Genomic DNA, 19,659 nt, shown 5'->3' on the forward strand with positions numbered 1-19,659 from the left:
TTATCCGCGCTTGATCGAGGCCAGGGGGTGTTCTGGCGGGTAGGTCGGGGTCAGCGGTTTTTTCGCGCCGAGCATCACGCACATCAACGCGTCTTCATCGCCGATGTTGATCTCTTCGCGGTACACGCCGGGCGGCACGGAAATCACGTCGCGGTCGGTGAGGATGGTTTCGAAACGCTCGCCGTCCTTCTCGATCACCACCTTGAGTTTGCCGCGCAGCACGAAGAACACTTCTTCGACGTCGGTGTGCAGGTGCGGCGGGCCTTCGTGGCCGGCCGGGATCACCATGGTCGAGAACGTGAAGTTCTCCGACGGGATGGTGTTCATGTCCGAGGTCACGCCGGTGCCACCGGTGCCGATGTAGCGCATTTGCGCGCGGCGGAATTTCGGGTCGTAGTCGGCCTGGAACTTCAAGGCGTTCCAGTCGTACTTGCGGGTTTCGTAGCGGGCGATGCGGGTGTTCATCCAGCTTTCAAGGTCGCTGCCGGCGGGCTGTTCCCAGCTCTTCGGGGTAGGTTGCTGTGCTGATAAATCGGTCATGGCTGTCTCCAGATCAAAGTCAAGGCATGACGAACCCGCCGTTGACCGGCAAGGTTTGTCCAGTGATGAAGCGGGCGAGGTCGGACAGCGCGAACAGCACGGCGCCGCTGACGTCTTCGGGAAGTTGTGGGCGCTGGATGGCCCGCTGGTCGTTGTACAAACGGTGGCGCGCCTCGGGCACATAGGCCGTGGCCTCGACCAGCACCAGGCCGGGCGCGATGGCGTTGACCGTGATGTTGTCGGCTCCCAGTTCGCGGGCCAGGCTGCGGGTCATGGCGATGATTGCGCCCTTGCTCGCGACATACGCCAGCAGGTTCGGCGCGCCCCACAGCGGGGTGTCGGACGCCAGGTTGACGATGGCGCCCTGGCCGCTGGCGCGCAGGGCTGGCAGGCACGCCTTGGTCATCAACCAGGTGCCGCGCACGTTGACCTGCATCACCTGGTCCCAGGTGTCCAGGGTCAGCTCTTCGCAGGTCTTGCCGCCAGAATTGGTGATCGAGGCGTTGTTCACCAGGCCGTCGAGCCCACCCAACAAACGGGTGGTTTGTGCGATGCAGGCATCGATCGAATCCGGCTGCGCCAGGTCGACCGTGACGCCATGCACGTCCAGGCCTTCAGCGACCAGTTCGGCCGCCGATTGCTGCACGCGTTCGGCGAGGATGTCGGCGATCACCACTTGGGCACCGGCGCGGCCGATAGCCTGGGCAAAGGCGTAGCCCAGCCCGCGGGCGCCACCGGTGACGAGCACGCGGCGGCCTTCGAGCAAGCGATTGAAGGTGGTCATCATTGGGTACTCAACATGGCTTTGGGCATGTAGTGCAGGACGCGTTTTTCGCTCCAGACCACCGCGCCGTAGGCGAGTACACCGATCAGGGTGAGCATGACGATGGCGACGAACACGCCCGCGGTATTGCCCTGGCCTTCGGCATCGACCAGCAGGAAGCCCAGGCCCTGGTTACCGCCGACCAGTTCACCGACGGTGACGCCGATGACGGCCAGGGTCGAAGCGATGCGCAGGCCGGAGAACAGCGCGGCCATGGCCGAGGGGAACTCCACCAGGCGGAAGATCTGCCAGCGGCTGGCGTTCATGGTCCGCACCAGGTTGATCATGTCCGGGTCCACGGTGCGGATCGCCGACAGCACGTTGATCATTACCGGAAAGAACACGATCAGGATGGCGATCAAAATCTTCGGGTAGATGGTGTAGCCCAGCCACATGACGAACAGCGGGGCGAACGCGACTTTCGGGGCGATCTGCAGCGCCAGGATGTACGGCGACAGCATGGCCTCGGCGGCGGGCGAGAGGCCCAGCGACACGCCGATCACCACGCCGAGCAGGGCACCGAGGCCAAAGCCGACGATGATTTCGAAGGCGGTGATCAGGGTGTGTTGCCACAGGCCGCCGCTGTGCCACATCACCAGGCTTTCCTGGGCCACGCGGCTCAGTTGCGGCATGACGAATTCGGGCATGCCGAGCAATCCCGGGCCCCACTGCCAGAGCACCAGGAACAGGATCAGCAGGGCGACGCTGCCGAGCATGGAGTTATTGAGGTTTTTCATCGTGTCGTTACCTTGTTGTCACTGGCCGTCATTGCGCGGCTGTTTGGGTGTCGATGAACTGGTTGGTGTACAGGTCGTCGAGCTTGGGCTCCTGGGTGACGATGCCTTCGCTGACATAGAACTGGCGGACCGCTTCGAGTCGCGCCGGATCGATGCGGCCCAATACGGTCTGGTTGGCGTAGACATGCTCGACGTAGAGCTTGAAGATTTTCTCCAGCGAATCTTCCTTGCCGGCATAGGCGGGAACCGCCTTGGCAAAGGTCACGGCGGCAGCCCGTGGGTCGGCAATGATGTCGCGCATGCCCTGCAGCGTTGCCTGGACCGCGCCGCGAACGATCTGCGGGTGGTTCTTGATCGCGTCGTCGGAGGCGAGGATCGACTGGGCCATGCTTTCGAAAATCTGCGCTTGCGGTATCAGCTTGATCTTCAACCCGGCTTCTTCGGCGTTAACCACCCAATCCGGCACGGCGGCCATTGCCTCGGCTTTGTTGGCCGAGAACAATTGCCAGACACCGGCCGGGCCGGCCGCCTGGATGTTCACATCGTTCTTGCTCAGGCCGGCTTTACGCAGGGAGGCGAGCAGGGCGTAGTAGGTGGTGTCCGAGTAGGACATCACCGTCATGGTCTTGCCCTTGAGATCGCTGATGGAATTGATGTTTTGCGCGGCATTGGTGGCAATCATGGTCACGCCGCCGGCACCCAGCACCGCGACCGCGCGCACCGGAATCCCGTTGGCCCGCACCACGATCGGGGTATCGCCCAGGGCGCCGCCGAGCATGGCGTTACCGGCACCGATCTGTTTCGCCACGTCCACACCGCCCTTGGCCGCGATGAAGGTCATGTTCAGGTTTTGCGCGGCGTAGTAACCCTTCTGCTGCGCGATGATCCACGGGGCAAACGCCGGCAGGTTCGGTGGCGCCGGCAACAGGTAGGTCACGTCGGTCGACTGCGCCTGGGCGGCGCAAGCCATGCCCAGGCCGAGCGCGATGGCGGTGACCTGGCTGAAGCGTTGAAACAGAGACTTGAACATGCGTACTCCTCAATCGGTTGCGGGCCTACAGGCGTGATCAATGCAGTTCGGTGTGTTCGCTGACTTGCAGCAGCTCCATCAGGCGACCCACCAGCGGGCCGATCTCCGGCAGCTTGCGGCGCTCCAGCGGGTTGTCGCGAAACGGCAGGTCGATGTTGATTTCTTCGACGATGGTGCCGGGGCGGGCGCTCATGACCAGCAGCCGGTCAGACATGGCGATGCCTTCGATCAGGTCATGGGTAATGAACAGCGCGGTTTTCTTTTCGTCGAACAGCATCCGCGCCATGTCCTGTTGCAGGATCATCTTGGTCTGCGCATCCAGCGCCGAGAAAGGCTCGTCGAGGAACAGCACTTGCGGGTCGATGGCCAGGGTCCGGGCCAGGGCAGCGCGCTGGCGCATGCCGCCCGACAGCTGGAACGGGTAGTGATCGGCAAAGCCTTGCAGGTGGCAACGATTGAGCAGATCTTGCGCTACGGCCTGCCGTTTGGCGGCCGCCACGCCTTGAATTTCCAGGCCCAGTTCAACGTTGCGGCGAATGCTGCGCCACGGCATCAACAGGTCTTTTTGCAGCATGAAGGCAACCTGGCGAACCGGGCCGGTGACGGCTTCACCGCCGACGAACACTTCGCCTTCGGAAGGCCGGTAGAGACCGGAACCCATATTGAGGATGGTGCTCTTGCCACAACCGGAAGGGCCGATGATCGACACCACTTCACCACGGCGAATCTTGAAGTTGACCCCGCGAATGGCGAACGGCGCTTCGGGTTTTCCCTTGGCCGGGAAACATTTGCCGACATTGCGGAATTCAATCTCGGTGGGCTCCAGTTCTTCCTTGGGAGCGGGTGTGTTCCATTGCGGGGCGACGGCGTACATCTCTTTCACAGCCATTGGGAAGGGTCTCTGGTCTGTTTTATAGGTGATACGGCGTTTAGTGCATGAACAATGCCAGGCAGGAGTTGGGTCGTTATTTTGTTTAAAAATCGTTTAAAAATAATGACTTAGGCGATATTTTGAAATTTATCTGCGTTTCATATATGAAACGTGGTTTCTTGTATGGCACGAAATTGCACATCGATCGTGCGAGGTTCGGGGATTTGCGAGCAGACGGTGCTTTTTCAGGTAACGCTGAGGGCGGGGAAACAGCGAATTTGTTTTATATGTGAAACGGAGTGTGCTGGAAGGGAAAAGGGCCCATGGAGGCGCCCGTTGTTATTAATGAGGATTGTGAGTAGTACCGTTATCGAACCAAAGCTACATCTCGCAAACGCATAGCTAGGGCTCCAACGACTTCGCCATGATGAGCGTGCGCTCTGGTCCGTGAAATTCGTCGCGGATCTTTTTGAAGCCAAGTGCAGCGTAAAAACCTTCTGCAGTAATCGAAGAGGGCACACGCAGCAGGCTGACGCCTTCTTTGATGGCGATCGATTCCATCATCGCCATCAGTTGTCTTCCAATACCTTTCCCTTGATAGGCCGGGTCGACGAACACGCTTCGGACAACGTCTCGATCAAGACTGGCTGTTGCGACGATATGGCTGTCAGTGGTTGCTACAAACACCTGGCGGCGGGCCAACAAATCAAGGATCGCCGGTGGCGAAAAGCTTTGCTCCACCTGATCGATGATTGCGGATGAATAGTCCCGGGCATTGGACTCGCGCAGGGTGCCAATGATGATCCGACTGATGGCCGGGGCATCTGCATTCATTGCGTTTCGAATCAGGCAGTCCATTCAGGTGGTTCCTTGCGTGGGATTCCCTGATCGTAAAGAGATGTGGCGTTACTGGCGAGTGAGTTCCTTGACGAAGCTCGGTTTGGCTGCCGAATCTACTGACGTATGGGCGCATCGCCGATGGACTCTGCCGCGACGAATGAGGTCAACATGGATAGGCGCGTGATTCTTCGGCGGTAAAGGCATGCGCCATATCCTTCGTGCTCGCTCTGGGGACGATCGCGACCGCAATTTCACCAGCACCAAACTGAAGCGGCGAATGGAAGAAATTGAATCGAGTATCAGTCGTTACCTGGCGATCCCAGGACATCAAGTCATGGTCACGACAGCTCCGTTAGTGTGATCGCCTTCAGCAAGCATTTGCTTAAGGCGGTCACGCTCCTCGGCTCCGGGCAGGACGCCAGTCGTCGTCGCCTCCAGCACCGTGATGCCCTGTGCATTGAGTATCCTGACTTCGGCTTTTGCATGACCACGTGCAACGGGCTGCGACTAAAAAATAAGCCACATCTCGCCCAAGGGGATCACCCCCGCATCTGTTCAATCAGTAGCACCAGCGCGATGATGATCATCGCAGCCCCCGAGAAACGGCTGACCCCGAGCGACCGCTTTTGGCCGTTTTCTACCTGTCGTGAACGCGTGCCGAGAGGGGCGGGGCGGGAAAGGGCGAGCATCAACGGCGCTGGAGCCATCGGTGACGTATCTCCTGCAGAGGCCGAAGCGGCCTGCTATCGATAGTTCGACTATTCTTCCATGGCGGCGAGACTCACCCCAAAAGCCTGCGCAATTCCCGGGGCGGTTCCTGATTAAAAGCTAGCGACGTAAAAACCAATGTCCGTAGTAGCCACGGATAATGCAGGCGCGCCAGCGAAGATTGGTAAGGCTCAGTTGATGAGGTTACGCGATGCATCGCATGGTGAGACACGTTCTCTCAGCAACGGCCATCGCAGCTGCGCTCGCCGGCTGCGCCTCAAAGCCTGCGCCAACGACGAGCCTTGACTACAAGAGCCGCGCCGTGACGCGCAGCGATGGCGGCTTGCGCGTGTCGACCGCGGTACTGTCGGCCGCGGAAAGCGAGGCGGTCTACGGCGTGCCTCTGGCGAATAGATCGATACAGCCAGTCTGGGTCGAAATCAAAAACCGGGAAGACCGCGCCTACTATCTGCTTTCGCCGGGCGTCGATCCAAACTTCTTCCCTGCATCCGAGGCGGCCGAAGCATTTTTTCCGGGCGCTCCGCAGGACGAGCGGACAGCGCTTGATCGGCACTTTCGTCGGCTGGCCTTCCACAACCCTGTCGCACCTGGCGCGACAACCTCCGGCTTCGTGTTGACCCATCTCGACGAGGGATTCAAGTTCGTTAACCTCGATCTGGTGGCAGACGGGCGGACCAGGCATTTTTCTGTCCTGGCCATCGTGCCGGGCCTGCGCACCGATTACCACATCAGCGAAGTGTTCAGGCAGGGCATCTATCCACCCCAGGACATTGTGAACTACACGGATGACGCCAGTTTCCAGGCGGCGCTGGAGGCGCTGCCGTGCTGCGTCACCAACGAGGAAGGTTCCAGCAACGGCGATCCGCTGAACCTGGTGGTCGTCGGCGGGCTCGATGATGCCTTCCCCGCCTTCGCACGTCGCGGCTGGCGTGGAACCGAGGAAAAGTGGTCGGGGTCGATCATGAAAGTGGTCAATTCGGCGCTTTCCGGCGAGCGCTATCCCTATGCGCCAGTGAGCGATCTCTATCTGTTCGGGCGACCTCAGGACCTTGCCTTGCAAAAGGCGCGTGACAACGTCCACCAGCGCAATCACCTGAGGCTGTGGCTCAGTCCCATGCAATATCACGGCAAGCAGGTGTGGGTCGGACAGATCAGCCGCGATATCGGCAGCCGGATGACCGTGCATACCGCGACGCTGACGACACACAAGATCGACCCTGACGTCGACGAAGCGCGCAGTGCCCTGACACAGGATATGGCGTATTCAGTGACCCTGGCCAAATTCGGCTTTGTGAAGGGGGTGGGGGCTGCGCCCAAGAGCGCGCCGCGCGAGAACCTGACAACCGATCCTTACTACACGGATGGGCTGCGCTGTGTCCTGGTCTTCGATCACACGCACACCTCCCTGGCGCAAATCGAATTCTTTCTGTCACAGGGCATCTACGAGAATGGCGGACAATCACCGGGGCGGATCAAGCCATGAGCTGCTTGCCGTCGGGGGATACTCTGCGATGTGCAATGCGCTGCTTGTGCCCCCTGGGTTGTGCAGCGATTCTTGCGCTCGCCGTTGCTTGTTCGACCTGGCAGGCGCCTGCCGATTTCAATACCAGCGGACTGCGTGAGCGTGCGCAGACGGCCACCAGTCACGAGATACGCGTCAGCGCCGCCGTGCTCAGTGCCGAAGACAGGCGGCGCATGCTGGGGGTGGAATTGGACAGGACGCGCGTGCAGCCCGTGTGGGTCGAAGTCCAGAACCAGTCTGCCGATCCTCTCATGTTGCTGCGGCCGGGAACCGATCCCGATTATTTCTCTCCACTCGAAGTCGCCTGGTCCATGCACGGGATATTCGCCCCGGCAGCGAACGCGCGCATCAATGACCACCTGGACCAACTGGGCTTCAAGAATCCCGTCCTGCCAGGCGAAACGAAAGCGGGCTTGCTGTTCATCAACCCGGAGCGCGCTACGCGGCTGCTGAATATCGATTTGCTGCAGAGAAAGACGCTGGTCCCATTCTCCCTCTTCTTGCGGGTGCCGGACGATGCCGGGGAAAAATGGTTTGCCGAAGGCTTGTTCCAGCATCACGGTTCCGAGATCAAGGACTATGACGATCTGAGCGCGTTGCGTTCCGCGTTGGAGCGCCTTCCCTGCTGCGCCACTGATGCGAACGGCAGGGCGAACGGCGATCCGTTCAATGTGATTCTCGTCGGCGAGTTCGCCGATATCGCCACCGCATTTGTGCGTCGTGGCTACCGGCGTTCCACGCACCCCGCGGATGCGGCCGAACGTGCATTTGGCCGCATGCCCGATGCCGTGGTTCGCAAGCAATCGCAAGCTGGAGCGCCGGCGACCTGGGTGCGTGTGTGGATCATGCCAATGCGCTTCGACGGTCACTCCGTGTATCTCGCGCAGGTCGCAAGACCGACCGGCGGACGCTTTGCACCGCGCGAGGCGCAAGACCTCGTCTTGCATGAGGACGTCGATGAGGCGAGAAATTTGCTGATCCAGGACATGATGTATTCGGCCGGCCTGGACAAGCTCGGGTTCGTCACCGGTGTCGGTCCCGCGTCCCAGGCACAACCGCGAACGACGTTCAGTGGCGCCCATTACTTCAGCGACGGTCTGCGTGCGGTCATGTTCTTTGCGACGCGGCCGCTCAGCCTGTCGCAGGTGCAGATGCTCGATTGGGAACCGTATCTGGATTGGCGCCAATCGCCTGCACGCAAGGAGGTCGACGATGCCCGCAAGTGACCTGTTCGGCAGGCCGGATGACTCGGCCGGCCGTTTGTGCGGTGCCTACCCATTGTTGCGCAGCGCGGGCATGGCATGGTTGATGATCGCAGGCTTCCATGCGCTCACCGCCTGCGCACCCGCGCCGCTGATGGCCTACTCGCCGGACACACCGCCGCTGGTGCTGGTCCCTGCGTCGCAGGCCGGCGTGCAGGACAAGCGGGGGCGCTTTCGCGAGATTTTTTGCTCGATCCTCGACACGCGAGGACGCGACCTGCCCGATAGCCGCCCTTGCGAGGAGGCACTGACGCGCGTCGGTAGCGAACCTGCTGGCACTGGCAAACCCGTCGATCTTGGTCAATCGAAACGCCGTCTGATCGGCGCTATGGTGGCCGGCGTCGGCTACGAATGCTTCGAGCAATGGCTGCAAGCGCCCGGCAGCGTAGCGGTTCATCTGCGTCAGTTCGGCTATGACCTGGTGCAGATGAAGGTCGACGCCTTATCGAGTTCCGCAAGGAACGCTCGGCAAATACGCGACGCGATCATGGCGATGCCAGCCGAAGCCGGCCCGCCGCGCCTCGTCCTGATCGGCTATTCGAAGGGCGCGCCCGATATTCTCGAAGCGATGGTCAATTACCCGGAAATCCGCGGCCGCGTGGCGGCAGTGGTCAGCGCAGCCGGCTCGGTCGGCGGCTCGGCGCTGGCCAACGATGCCGAGCAATACCAGGCGGACCTGTTGCGGCACTTTCCCGGTGCGACCTGCGATTCGGGTGACGGTGGCGCGATCGACAGCCTGCGACCCGCAACGCGCAAGAACTGGCTGGCGCAGCACCGGCTGCCGTCCGATCTGAACTACTATTCGCTCGTTACCTTCCCGCAGCCGGATCACATCTCGGCCATACTGAAATCGAGTTACAACAAGCTGGCGCAGATCGATGCCCGTAACGACAGCCAAGTGATCTTCTACGATCAGATAGTGCCGGGCAGCCGCCTCATGGGCTATATCAACGCCGATCATTGGGCACTGGCAGTGCCGATCGCCCGAACGCATTCGACCCTCGGATCACTGTTGGTGACACAGAATGCCTATCCGCGCGAGGCGCTGGCGGAGGCGATGCTGCGCTTCGTCGAAGAGGATCTGGCGGCATCTGAGCATTTGAGCATTAAGTAAATACCAACAATGTCTGTTTGACATCATTGCCCTTTGTAACGGCGATGAGAAAAATAATCCCTGTTTGAAAATGTTATCGAGCATTCGCGGTCATAAATGGCAACCTGCCAGTACCCGGCCGAGCTTTCAACGAGTGTGGCAGCCCCGCCTCCTTTCAAGGACGTCACGAGTAAATGGATCTTTTAACCAACCTGCCCAGCTGGGACGACATCGAACGAAATTTCGACCAGAAATTCAATGCGTTGAATGAGGGCGTCGATGACGGCTTCCAAAGCGCCCACGACGGCTGGAACGGCTTTACCCGCCGCGTCAGCAACGGCGCCACTCAAGCCTACGGGTACGTGGGCGGGCATCGGATCGATAACGTCCGCCACGCGATGGCTCTATCTGTCCCCATCATGCAGATGAACATCAGCCGCCAATGGGCGTCGATCAATATCAACGAAATTCTGCCGGTGTTGCTCAAACTGTTGCAGGAAGTTGTGATGATCGTGGGCGGTAGCGTGACGATCGGTGCCGCTCTGGGTGGAGCGGTCGGCTCCCTTGCCTTTGGTGCTGGCGCCGTGCCTGGCGCAACAATCGGCGCCGGTGTCGGATTGCAGGTCGGTAACTTGATCATGGCAGCGCTGGGATTGTACGCCATCACCGGTTATTTCTCGGCGGGAATAGGGCCCTGCCTATCAACGATATTTGAAGGTCTCTGTACCGCGTGGCAAGCGGAAGACGGCTTGAAAAATCCTGGCCTCGACCCGACTGGCGGTTCAGCGGCGATGATTCAGGAACGCAAAGAACGCGCAGCCAGACAGTTGGCCCAAGGGCAAGAGCAATTGGTGTTGCTGTTACTGACGGCGATTGTCACCTATCTCACCCGAGGGCAGATGAAAGCGGGTGTGGTCAACAGCCTGGAAAGTATTGCGACGAGAAGTGCCAAGCTTCGATCCGAGATTTCCAACAAGCCGTTCGCCGTATGGCTCACGAAAAACGAAAAACTACTTTTGGAGCATCCGGAGCTACAGATTAGGGGGGTCACTTCAGTTGAGAAGCTTGCGCGGGAAAATCAAATGCGCGAGTTTTACGCGAAGCAAGATACTGAATTCGTTTCAGTCGAAAACAAACGAAAGTCGGTAAAGACATTTGAGCCAAGGGGCTTAAGTAACCAGGAAATCCATGATTATCTCCAGAGTGCGGACGGGCAAAAATACATCGCTAAACTCGCATTGGCAGACCCTGAGGCATCATCTGCAAGTCTCTTAGAGAGAGCTTTTGGCCAAGTGGCATCAGGCAGTACTTTACCCGTTACCACTGGCATAAGAACGCCGCTTGTGAAGATCGTACCTGTGGGTGAAAAAGGCATTTCCGACTACTCACCATTTTTCACTACAATGGAAGAATTGCAGGCGGCAGCTAAGTCCAATAAAACTCTAGCAGACTCACTCGGTTTGCCGGTCATCAGCGAAAATGCCAGATATTCTATTTTTGAAATTAAGCCACTTGAGCCTACTGAAGTTTTCGTTAGCAAGGTTGCGCCAACGGTAGAATTTGGGGGTAGAATTACGAGAACGGGAGAGGGGGCACAATATTTGGTGCCTAATCGGCAAGAGTGGTCTGCAGCAAAGCTCATTGGCGAAATCGACAATTAGGAATTAGTATGGATATTCAAGCGTTAAAGCAGACCGCAATCGAATTGCGAAAACAACTGGAATTGTATAAGGACAAAGAGCCGGCAGCACTGGCTTTGTACGGGCAAATGGAATATTTGATATCCGCAGCTGAGCGTGGTGAGATCAATGCCCAAGTTGAAGCAAGGGATATACCAGGCCATCGCATCATGGATGAGTCAAGCCTTCGGAAATATCGGGAGCTTTCGGATGCTTATAGCAATTTTTATGTTGAACTTATCGAGGGTCGTGGCTCGGACACGCTTAAAATGATAGAGGAAATCATGAAAAAAGTCAGACCGTAAATTAGCTATTTCTCGGTTAAACTTGCACTGATATTCACCAAAAAAACAGAATTAATCGGCGATGTGACAACTGCCCTTACTGTTGAGTGGTCAGCAGTACAGCTAATGGGTAACTTTCCGGGCATCCATAAGCAGTGCTTCGCGGCAGTTACTAGCTGACAACCTGTAGATCCATATCTTGCGCAGATCTAGAATGTGTTGGCCTTCCTCGCCGCCGATCCTGGTACGGGTTCCATGACTGAGCACGCAAGTTACCATCACGTTAGTGAAGTTCCCGGCCTCGTGCTGGGCTCGGCGCGCCTGACGGATGCCGGATTCGATCGCCATTACCACCTCGACTTCCACGTTGGCTTCGTGACCGAAGGCGTCCAGCGTCACCGATCCAAGGGCGAGTCGTTTCTGCTGGGGCCGGGCAACATTGCCCTGATGCCGCCGGGTGAAATCCACGACGGCGTGGCCGAAGGCGGCGGCGCCTACACGCTCAAGACATTCCGTTTGTCCCAGGCGCTGGTCGCGAGCCTCGCGGAAGACTTCAGTGGTCGTCCCCAGGACCTGGAACTGGCCGGCATGTTGCTCGAAAACACCGGGCTTGCCGGCCACCTGCGCGGCTTGCACGAGGCCATGCAACAGGCCATCGGGCCTGGCGGTCTCGCGGTGCAGGCGCACTGGCTGACCCTTGTCGAGTGTCTGTTGCGTCAGTCGCGGGTGATCGTGCCGGAGGCGATTTCTGGAGCGCTCTCGCCCCTGCAATGGTCACGCCTCAGGGACTATTGTTTCAGTCACATCGATCAGCGCATTACCCTGGATGACCTCGCCGGTCTTTGCGGGTTGGGCCGGTTTTCGTTCCTCAAGCAGTTCAAGCGGACCATCGGCATGACGCCGCACGCATGGCTGCTGCGACTGCGTCTTGAACAGGCCTGTGGCCTGCTGTCGCGCAGCGAACTGCCGATCATCGATGTCGCCCACGCGGTCGGGTTTTACGATCAAAGCCATTTCAACCGTGCATTTCGACACGCATTCGGGGTCGCGCCTTCACGCTACAGGCATTGAGTGTCGGCGTTTCGCTGGCCGGCAATTTTTTACAAGCCTGGGCACTGTCCCTCGCCCTAGGATGCGCAAAACCGGGCGACTTTTCTTCGCCCGTGCAGCCGAGGACAGAAGATGACCGCTGAATCGAACCGAACGCCCGCACTGGGTTTTGCCAGCGACAACATCGCGGGGGCTTCACCGCAAGTGGCGCAAGCCATGCTCAGGCACAGCACCGGCCAGGCGAGTCCGTACGGCACGGACGAACTCTCCCTGCAGGTCAAGCTCAAGCTCAGCGAGATATTCGAGCGCGACGTGGAGGTCTTTCTCGTCCCTACCGGTACCGCCGCCAACAGCCTGTGCCTGAGTGCGATGACGCCGCCCTGGGGCAACATCTATTGCCATCCGGCCAGCCATATCAACAACGATGAGTGCGGCGCCCCCGAGTTCTTTTCCAACGGCGCAAAGCTGATGACCATCGACGGCCCGTCGGCCAAGCTGGACATAACCCGCCTGCGCGAATGCACGCGTGAAAAGGTCGGTGACGTGCACACCACCCAACCTGCCTGCGTCAGCATTACCCAGGCCACTGAAGTCGGCAGCCTCTACAGCCTGGACGAAATCGCCGCCATCGGTGAGGTGTGTAAAGCAAACGCCTTGGGGTACCACATGGACGGTTCGCGGTTCGCCAACGCGTTGGTTGCCCTGGGTTGCTCCCCCGCGCAGATGACATGGAAAGCCGGGGTGGATGCGTTGTCGTTCGGGGCTACCAAGAATGGTGCGCTGGCCGCCGAAGCGATCGTCCTGTTCAATCCCACGCTTGCCACCGAGATGAGCTATCGCCGCAAGCGCTCCGGCCATCTCCTGTCCAAGATGCGTTTTCTATCGGCGCAGATTGATGCCTACCTCACCGACGACCTGTGGCTGCGTAACGCACGCCAGGCCAACGAGGCCGCCCAGCGCCTGGCACGTGGGCTGGCGGGCCTGAGAGGCGTTGAAGTCATGACCGGCACCGAGGCCAACATCCTGTTTTGCAAGCTGGATTCGGCCATCATCGAAGCCCTGCTGAAGGCCGGGTTCGGGTTCTACCATGATCGCTGGGGGCCAAACATCGTGCGCTTTGTCACCTCGTTCGCGACCACCGCCGAGGATGTCGATCATCTGTTGAGTCAGGTCAGGCGAGTGGTCGATACGCTGCCCGCGTAACCGCTTGCAGCGCCGAAAGTGTGATCGCCTTCGGCGCTGGGCAGGCCTCTGGAAGTGCATAATGCCCGTCATCGCGCTTCCTCCGATTTGACTGACAACCCATGACGCTGACATTTTTCGTATTTACCTTGCAGTCCATCGCCGGGTGCATTGGCATTTGTATCGTGTTACCTCGTCCTGGCGTTGTTCCGCCGCGAGGCTATCGTTTCAGCAGGGGTGCCAGCAATGCACTCATATCGCGCCAGTGCGAACCCTCCCAGTAAACCCGTTGGCAGGCGGCGCAGTGCAGGAAGTGCGAATGGAGGGCAGCAATGCGTGGTGGCACCATTGGCCGCGCCCGTTCCGGGCTGAGTTCGTGCAGTGGCAGGTTGCAATGCAGGCACAGGCTGAAGGGTCGCGCACTGCGCGCCAGGTCGAGGCGCTCGAACAATTCGCGCAGCTGCAGCGACGGTTTCAGGGCATGCACATAACAACCGTGGCTGATGATTCGGCGCTTGAGCAGGTCGCGGTCGCGAGTCAGCACGATGCGTCCGTGTTGCGCAGCGATCTCGGCGATCTCGCCATCCTCCAAGGCATTGTCGTAGAGGGTATCGAAGCCGCTCATGCGCAGCAGCCGGGCCAGCCCGCCAAGGTGCGCATCGGCGACGAAGCGCAGCACCCGTAAAGGTTGCGCACGCACCTTGAGCAGAGGGCTGATCTCCAGTGCGTCGAACTTGGGGTACACCGCCAGTCGGTCACTGTCGAGGATCACTCGCTCCAGGCCCACCGACTCGCCGTTCAGCAGCACCAGCTCGACCTCGGTGTGTGGTACCCCGAGCGCTTCGATCATGTGCTTGACCGTCGCCCCTCGCGCACATTCGCAGGTAAAGGACTGCCGCTGCCGTTCGGCCGGCAGGAAATCGTTGAGTTCATCAAAGACGCGGAAGGTTGCGCTGGTCATGCTCAACAGTATGGCAGGGCTGCAGGCACACAGCCTCTGCCAACAGGTTCAGCGCAGGTGCACGTAGGTGCCCGGCGCAGCCTCGGCGGCGGCATAGGCCCTGTTGCCCAGTTTGCGCGCAGCCTTTTTGTGATCGCCCGAGCGTGCCTGCAGCCAGGCCAGCCAGTGAGGCCACCAGGAGCCCGCCTGTTGACTGGCAGTGTCCATCCACTCCTGAGCCTCGACTGGCAAGTTGCTGTTGGTCATGAAGCGCGCCTTGGGGTTGCCCGGCGGGTTGAGGATGCTCTGGATATGCCCGCTGTTGGACACCACGAACTCGCCCTGGCCGCCAAACAGATGCATGGAGCGGTAGCAGGCGTCCCACGGGGTGATGTGGTCGCTCATGCCTGCGATGCAGTAGTAGTCACTGGTGACCTGAGCGAGGTCTATCGGTGTGCCGCCGACCTCCAGGGCACCGGCGCGGGCGAACGGGTTGGTCTGGTACATATCAATGAATTCGCCGTGTAGCGTGGCGGGCAGGTTGGTCGTGTCGTTGTTCCAGTAGAGGACATCGAAGGCCGGCGGTTCGTTGCCGAGCAGATAGTTGTTGATCCAGTAACTCCAGATCAGGTCATTGGGGCGCATCCAGGCGAAGACCTTGGCCAGCTCGCGGCCCTCCAGCACGCCCGCCTGATAGGAGCGGCGCTTGGCTGCCGTCAGGGTTTTCTCGTCGGCGAACAGCCCGACCTGGGTGTCGGGGCGTATGTCCAACATGCTGACCGCCAGGGTAAAGGCATTGACCTTTTTCTCGTCCAGGGCGGCGTAGTGACCCAGCAGCGAGGACAGGGTGCAGCCACCGGAACAGGCGCCGAAGGTGTTCAGGTCTGGGCTGCCGGTTATCGCAAGCACTGCGTCGATCGCTTCCTTCAGGGCCTCCACATAGCTGGTCAAACCCCATTCGCGCTGGGCCTTGCCCGGATTGCGCCAGCTGATGGCGAAGGTCTGGATACCGCTGCCGAGGAGAAAACGGATCAGGCTCTTCTCCGGTGTCAGGTCAAACAGGTAGAACTTGTTGATCTGTGGCGGCACCACCAGCAACGGACGCGCCTGCACCTGCTCGGTACGGGGCTTGTACTGGATCAACTCCAGCACCTCATTGCGAAACACCACCGCACCTTCGGTAATGCCCAGGTTGTGGCCTACCTCGAACGCCGTCTTGTCCACCTGGCTGGGCATGCCGCCGTTTTCGATCAGGTCCCGGGTCAGCTGCGAGAAACCATCCAGAATGCTCTTGCCGCCGGTTTCAAAGAAGCGCTTGAGTGCTACCGGGTTGGCCAGGGTGTTGGTCGGCGCCATCGCATCGGTCAAAAGGCCAATGACGAACTGACCGCGCTGAGCGTCCTGTTCGCTGAGGCTGCTGGTGCTGATCCAGTCGTTCATCTCCTGGCACCAGGCCAGGTAAGTCTTCATGTAGCGACGGTAGAGCGGGTTGCGCTGCCAGGTCAGCTCGTCGAAACGCTTGTCTCCCGCCGCGGGTTTGAGCGCCGAGCGGTCGAGCAAAACATTTTTCAGTTCAAGACCGAATGCAGCCATATGCCGAGCGCTATGCACGGGTTGCTTCAACACTTGTCGCAGGACCATGCGGGCTGTGCCGAGCAGGTCGCGCCCGCGAGGGCCGACCGCCGGATTGAGGTTCAACGTGTGCATCGCGGCTTGCTGGGAGAGTTCTTTATTTTTCTTGTTCATTGTGCTGCTCCGGTGAGGCCCCGAAGACGGGCGCCCGGCAGTTATAGGGCTGCGAGCAAACCGTGCATCGAGAAAGGCAAGGCTTGCCACGCAGATCTGAGGAGCAGCTTATAGACGGCGCAGCGGTTGACATTTCATTTGGCGACAACGTCTTTTCACTTCATGACAATCCATGACCTTTGATCCGGGATTGGGCCTATGTTGTGAAGGCTAGCGCAGCAGATGCACGGCCAAACCGACGAGCGCGCAGGCCGTCAACACCTGGATGACGCCCCGCTTGAAGCGGAACAAGGCAATCGCCGCGGCGAAGGCGATCAGTGCAGAGGGCCAGTCGAGGTTGCCACTGAAACCCTTTGGCCACAGCACGTGATAGCCGAAGAAGCACGCCAGATTGAGGATCACGCCGACCACGGCTGCGGTAATGGCGGTGAGTGGCGCGGTGAACTTGAGTTCGTCGTGGGTCGATTCCACCAGCGGGCCACCCGCAAGAATGAACAGGAACGAAGGCAGGAAGGTGAACCAGGTCACCAGGGCGGCGGCCACGGCTCCCGCCAGGAATACCTGATCGGCACCGAATACTTGCAAGACATAGGCGCCGACGAAGGCGACGAAAGCCACCACCATGATCAGTGGCCCCGGTGTGGTTTCTCCCAGCGCCAGGCCGTCGATCATCTGCGTCGGCGTTAGCCAGCCATAGTGCCCGACCGCGCCCTGGTAGACATAGGGGAGTACAGCATAGGCCCCACCAAAGGTCAGCAACGCCGCCTTGGTGAAGAACCAGCTCATCTGGGTCAAGGTGCCTTGCCAGCCAAAGAGAGCGGTCAGAATCGCCATTGGCAACGCCCACAGTACGGCGCCGATCAGGGCGATCGACAGCAGTTTCAATCCACTGAATCGGGCATGCCCGGGGGATGGCGTGTCGTCATCGATCAACGCCGGACCATAGGATTTTTTGGCGGCGCCATGGCCGCCAACCCTGAATTTCTCCGGCGCCAGGCGTCCACCGATATAGCCGATCAAAGCCGCGCCCAACACGATCAGGGGGAAGGGCACATTGAACGCGAAGATGGCGGTAAACGACGCCGCCGCGATCGCCCACAACCCGTTATTCTTCAACGCCCGGGAACCGATCCGATGGGCCGCCTGCACCACGATGGCGGTCACGGCGGGCTTGATCCCATAGAAGAGCCCGGCCACTACGGGTACTTCGCCGAAGGCGATGTACATCCACGACAAAGCGATGAGGATAAACAGTGAGGGCAACACAAACAGTGCACCGGCGATCACCCCGCCCCAGGTTCGATGCATCAGCCAGCCGATGTAGGTCGCCAATTGTTGAGCCTCTGGCCCAGGCAGCAACATGCAGTAATTGAGGGCATGCAGAAAACGTCGTTCGGAGATCCAGCGCCGACGCTCCACCAGTTCCTGGTGCATGATCGAAATCTGTCCGGCTGGCCCGCCGAAGCTGATGAAACCCAGCTTCAACCAGAACCAGAACGCCTCGCGTAAGCTGATCGCATCCGGCGTCGACAGCTCCACTTCATCCGCAGGTGCCACAACCTTATTCATTGGGTTGTTCCTCTTTCACGAACCCGGCAAGCAGCCCGAGCAGCCAGCAGAGGCAGACCCTGGATCGAAGTCAGCCATTTATTCATGTTGAGATCGAAATTCATCATGTAAAGGAAATTACATTATCTGTGCTCTGCGCGTTTGGAAAGCTGTCCCCTTGAAAAGCGAAGCGCATGGTCTGCTCACGCTCGACTAAGGGAAACCTTTAGCCGCGTGGGAGATTTCCCCTCTTCGGATGCTGTTCATCTTGATACCGGTGCAGCGTCTACTCGCTTACCTTGCGTACACCTGAGGCGTGTCGCCGTAGTGGATTGATCCATTGAGCACGCCTGGCGCCATGACAACAAGAAAGCGTTTTTGTTTTTCGTTTGACACTGCTCCTATAAATACAGTGCCCCGGCACATACAGATGTGGAGATGTTGGATGTATCAGGTAAAGCAATCTTGCCGAGGGCTCGGTATTGCCAGCGTGTTGGGGATGATCTGTTCACCTTCATATGCCGATGTCATTGATGACAGTCATTTCAAGGTGGACACGCGTAACTTCTATTTGCATCGCAATTACACCAATACCGATGCGCCGGTTTCCGAAGTGCATAGTTGGTCCCAGGGTTTCGATGCGCAGTTTACTTCCGGGTATACCGACACGGCATTGGCCATCGGCCTTGATGTGGATGCGCAATACGCCGTGCGCCTGGATTCGTCGGGCAACGACGGTTCATTGCCCTACAGCGTGAGCGAGCAGCAGACGGCCGATGACTACAGTCGTGCCGGTGCAACGTTCAAGATGCGCTACAGCAAGACCGAGTTGAAGGTCGGTGACCTTCGTCCACAACTGCCGGTGGCGTTCGATGACACCAGTCGGCAACTGGATACGATCTATCAAGGGGCCGTGGTCGAGTCCAAGGAAGTCGATGGGTTGACGATGACCGGTGGCCGGTTCTGGTCCGCTGTGACACGCGAATCCTCCAACCACGAGAAACTCTACAAGTTTGGCTCCACCGATAATCTCGACAGCGATGGCCTGGATTTTGGTGGCGTTACTTACGACATCAGTAAAAACCTGCAAGCCAGTTATTTCTACGGCGTATTGCACGACATTTATCAGCAGCACTATTTCGGCCTGATGCATATGGCCGACTTGGGCAATGGCTACAAACTCAAGACCGACCTGCGCTACTTCAATAACAATGAAGACGGCAATGCCTTGAACGGTGAAATCGACAACCGTTCCTACGGTGCCTTGTTCACCCTGCTCAAGGGCGCGCACATGTTTGGCCTCAGTTACCAGCGCATGCTCGGTGACAGCGTGTTCCCGACCATGAACGGCTATATCCCGCAACCTTACCTGGTGCACTGGTCGTCCCTGGGGTTTGTCCGCCCGGATGAAAAATCCTGGGGGGCGCGCTACAGCTACGATTTCGCCGGGATGGGCATGCCGGGGCTGAAGCTCTACACCCGTTACATCAAGGGTACCCATTGGGACCGTGGCGGCAACCTGAGCGACAACCAGGAAAGCGAACGTTTCCTGGGGCTCAGCTACGTGGTGCAGAGTGGGGCGCTGTCAGGCCTCGGGCTGGACCTGCGCAACATCGATGTGAAACAGAAGTACGGCTACGACTACAACGAGTTCCGTGTCGCCACGACCTACACCTGGAAGTTCTGGTAAGCGTGCCTACCCCCATAACAATAAGAGGCCTGACCATGATCGTACCCCTTGTCCTTTGCATCTGCCCCGCAACTATCCAGTCGGTGCGCCGTG

17 protein-coding genes and 2 pseudogenes are annotated in these 19,659 nt (G+C 59.3%); 9 read left to right on the top strand and 10 right to left on the bottom strand.

Annotated features, from left to right (window positions below):
* The 6 genes from ACYP2Q_RS07175 to ACYP2Q_RS07200 all read right to left on the bottom strand — a co-directional run bounded on the left by ACYP2Q_RS07175 (window position 1) and on the right by ACYP2Q_RS07200 (window position 4,859).
* Window positions 1-540: a cupin domain-containing protein gene (locus ACYP2Q_RS07175; RefSeq protein ID WP_459729866.1), complete on the bottom strand. Its 540-nt coding sequence runs from the start codon at window positions 538-540 to the stop codon at window positions 1-3.
* Window positions 541-559: 19 nt separating this feature from the next.
* Window positions 560-1,327, bottom strand: a complete 768-nt coding sequence (locus tag ACYP2Q_RS07180) for an SDR family oxidoreductase (RefSeq protein WP_459729867.1) — start codon at window positions 1,325-1,327, stop codon at window positions 560-562.
* The gene (locus tag ACYP2Q_RS07185; protein WP_459729868.1) at window positions 1,324-2,100 is read right to left on the bottom strand and encodes an ABC transporter permease; all 777 of its coding nucleotides are present in this window, start codon (window positions 2,098-2,100) and stop codon (window positions 1,324-1,326) included. The genes ACYP2Q_RS07180 and ACYP2Q_RS07185 overlap by 4 nt, the downstream gene beginning before the upstream one ends.
* Before the next feature lie 28 nt (window positions 2,101-2,128).
* A complete protein-coding gene (locus tag ACYP2Q_RS07190) occupies window positions 2,129-3,130 on the bottom strand; it encodes an ABC transporter substrate-binding protein (protein WP_459729869.1) in 1,002 nt (333 codons plus the stop codon).
* Window positions 3,131-3,167: 37 nt separating this feature from the next.
* A complete protein-coding gene (locus ACYP2Q_RS07195; protein ID WP_459730090.1) occupies window positions 3,168-4,004 on the bottom strand; it encodes an ABC transporter ATP-binding protein in 837 nt (278 codons plus the stop codon).
* A 399-nt stretch (window positions 4,005-4,403) separates the two neighbouring features.
* On the bottom strand, window positions 4,404-4,859 hold the full coding sequence (locus ACYP2Q_RS07200; protein ID WP_459729870.1) for a GNAT family N-acetyltransferase: 456 nt from the start codon (window positions 4,857-4,859) through the stop codon (window positions 4,404-4,406).
* Window positions 4,860-5,079: 220 nt separating this feature from the next.
* On the opposite strand from ACYP2Q_RS07200, the pseudogene ACYP2Q_RS07205 reads away from it, so the two are divergent.
* Window positions 5,080-5,154: pseudogene (locus ACYP2Q_RS07205) on the top strand (hypothetical protein); the annotation flags it as partial.
* A 14-nt stretch (window positions 5,155-5,168) separates the two neighbouring features.
* Here the strand turns inward: ACYP2Q_RS07205 and ACYP2Q_RS07210 are convergent.
* A pseudogene (locus ACYP2Q_RS07210) lies at window positions 5,169-5,333 on the bottom strand (acyl dehydratase); the annotation flags it as partial.
* Window positions 5,334-5,760: 427 nt separating this feature from the next.
* Between ACYP2Q_RS07210 and ACYP2Q_RS07215 the strand changes: the two are divergent.
* From ACYP2Q_RS07215 to ACYP2Q_RS07245, 7 genes are all read left to right on the top strand, one after another.
* Window positions 5,761-7,053 carry an LssY C-terminal domain-containing protein gene (locus ACYP2Q_RS07215; RefSeq protein ID WP_459729871.1) on the top strand — a complete coding sequence of 431 codons (1,293 nt, stop codon included), beginning with the start codon at window positions 5,761-5,763 and terminating at the stop codon, window positions 7,051-7,053.
* Window positions 7,050-8,318, top strand: a complete 1,269-nt coding sequence (locus tag ACYP2Q_RS07220; RefSeq protein WP_459729872.1) for an LssY C-terminal domain-containing protein — start codon at window positions 7,050-7,052, stop codon at window positions 8,316-8,318. The genes ACYP2Q_RS07215 and ACYP2Q_RS07220 overlap by 4 nt, the downstream gene beginning before the upstream one ends.
* Window positions 8,305-9,468 (top strand): lipase family protein, encoded by a 1,164-nt coding sequence (locus tag ACYP2Q_RS07225; RefSeq protein ID WP_459729873.1) that lies wholly within the window; start codon window positions 8,305-8,307, stop codon window positions 9,466-9,468. The genes ACYP2Q_RS07220 and ACYP2Q_RS07225 overlap by 14 nt, the downstream gene beginning before the upstream one ends.
* A 173-nt stretch (window positions 9,469-9,641) precedes the next feature.
* On the top strand, window positions 9,642-11,108 hold the full coding sequence (locus ACYP2Q_RS07230; RefSeq protein WP_459729874.1) for a DUF6861 domain-containing protein: 1,467 nt from the start codon (window positions 9,642-9,644) through the stop codon (window positions 11,106-11,108).
* Between the two features lie 8 nt (window positions 11,109-11,116).
* Window positions 11,117-11,431, top strand: coding sequence for a hypothetical protein (locus ACYP2Q_RS07235; protein WP_459729875.1), 315 nt, complete (start codon window positions 11,117-11,119; stop codon window positions 11,429-11,431).
* A gap of 234 nt (window positions 11,432-11,665) precedes the next feature.
* Window positions 11,666-12,481, top strand: coding sequence for an AraC family transcriptional regulator (locus ACYP2Q_RS07240; protein WP_459729876.1), 816 nt, complete (start codon window positions 11,666-11,668; stop codon window positions 12,479-12,481).
* A gap of 111 nt (window positions 12,482-12,592) precedes the next feature.
* Complete coding sequence (locus ACYP2Q_RS07245; protein WP_459729877.1) at window positions 12,593-13,663, top strand: threonine aldolase family protein; 1,071 nt, start codon at window positions 12,593-12,595, stop codon at window positions 13,661-13,663.
* Window positions 13,664-13,862: 199 nt separating this feature from the next.
* On the opposite strand, the gene ACYP2Q_RS07250 is transcribed toward ACYP2Q_RS07245, so the two are convergent.
* The 3 genes from ACYP2Q_RS07250 to chrA all read right to left on the bottom strand — a co-directional run bounded on the left by ACYP2Q_RS07250 (window position 13,863) and on the right by chrA (window position 17,897).
* On the bottom strand, window positions 13,863-14,603 hold the full coding sequence (locus tag ACYP2Q_RS07250; RefSeq protein ID WP_459729878.1) for a Mut7-C RNAse domain-containing protein: 741 nt from the start codon (window positions 14,601-14,603) through the stop codon (window positions 13,863-13,865).
* A gap of 48 nt (window positions 14,604-14,651) precedes the next feature.
* The gene (gene phaC, locus ACYP2Q_RS07255; RefSeq protein WP_459729879.1) at window positions 14,652-16,328 is read right to left on the bottom strand and encodes a class II poly(R)-hydroxyalkanoic acid synthase; all 1,677 of its coding nucleotides are present in this window, start codon (window positions 16,326-16,328) and stop codon (window positions 14,652-14,654) included.
* 210 nt (window positions 16,329-16,538) lie between these two features.
* A complete protein-coding gene (chrA, locus tag ACYP2Q_RS07260) occupies window positions 16,539-17,897 on the bottom strand; it encodes a chromate efflux transporter (RefSeq protein ID WP_459729880.1) in 1,359 nt (452 codons plus the stop codon).
* Window positions 17,898-18,321: 424 nt separating this feature from the next.
* Here chrA and ACYP2Q_RS07265 point away from each other — a divergent pair, with 424 nt between their 5' ends.
* On the top strand, window positions 18,322-19,566 hold the full coding sequence (locus tag ACYP2Q_RS07265) for an OprD family outer membrane porin (RefSeq protein WP_459729881.1): 1,245 nt from the start codon (window positions 18,322-18,324) through the stop codon (window positions 19,564-19,566).
* The last annotated feature ends 93 nt before the right edge of the window (window positions 19,567-19,659 follow it).

Source organism: Pseudomonas sp. MHK4 (assembly GCF_054600775.1).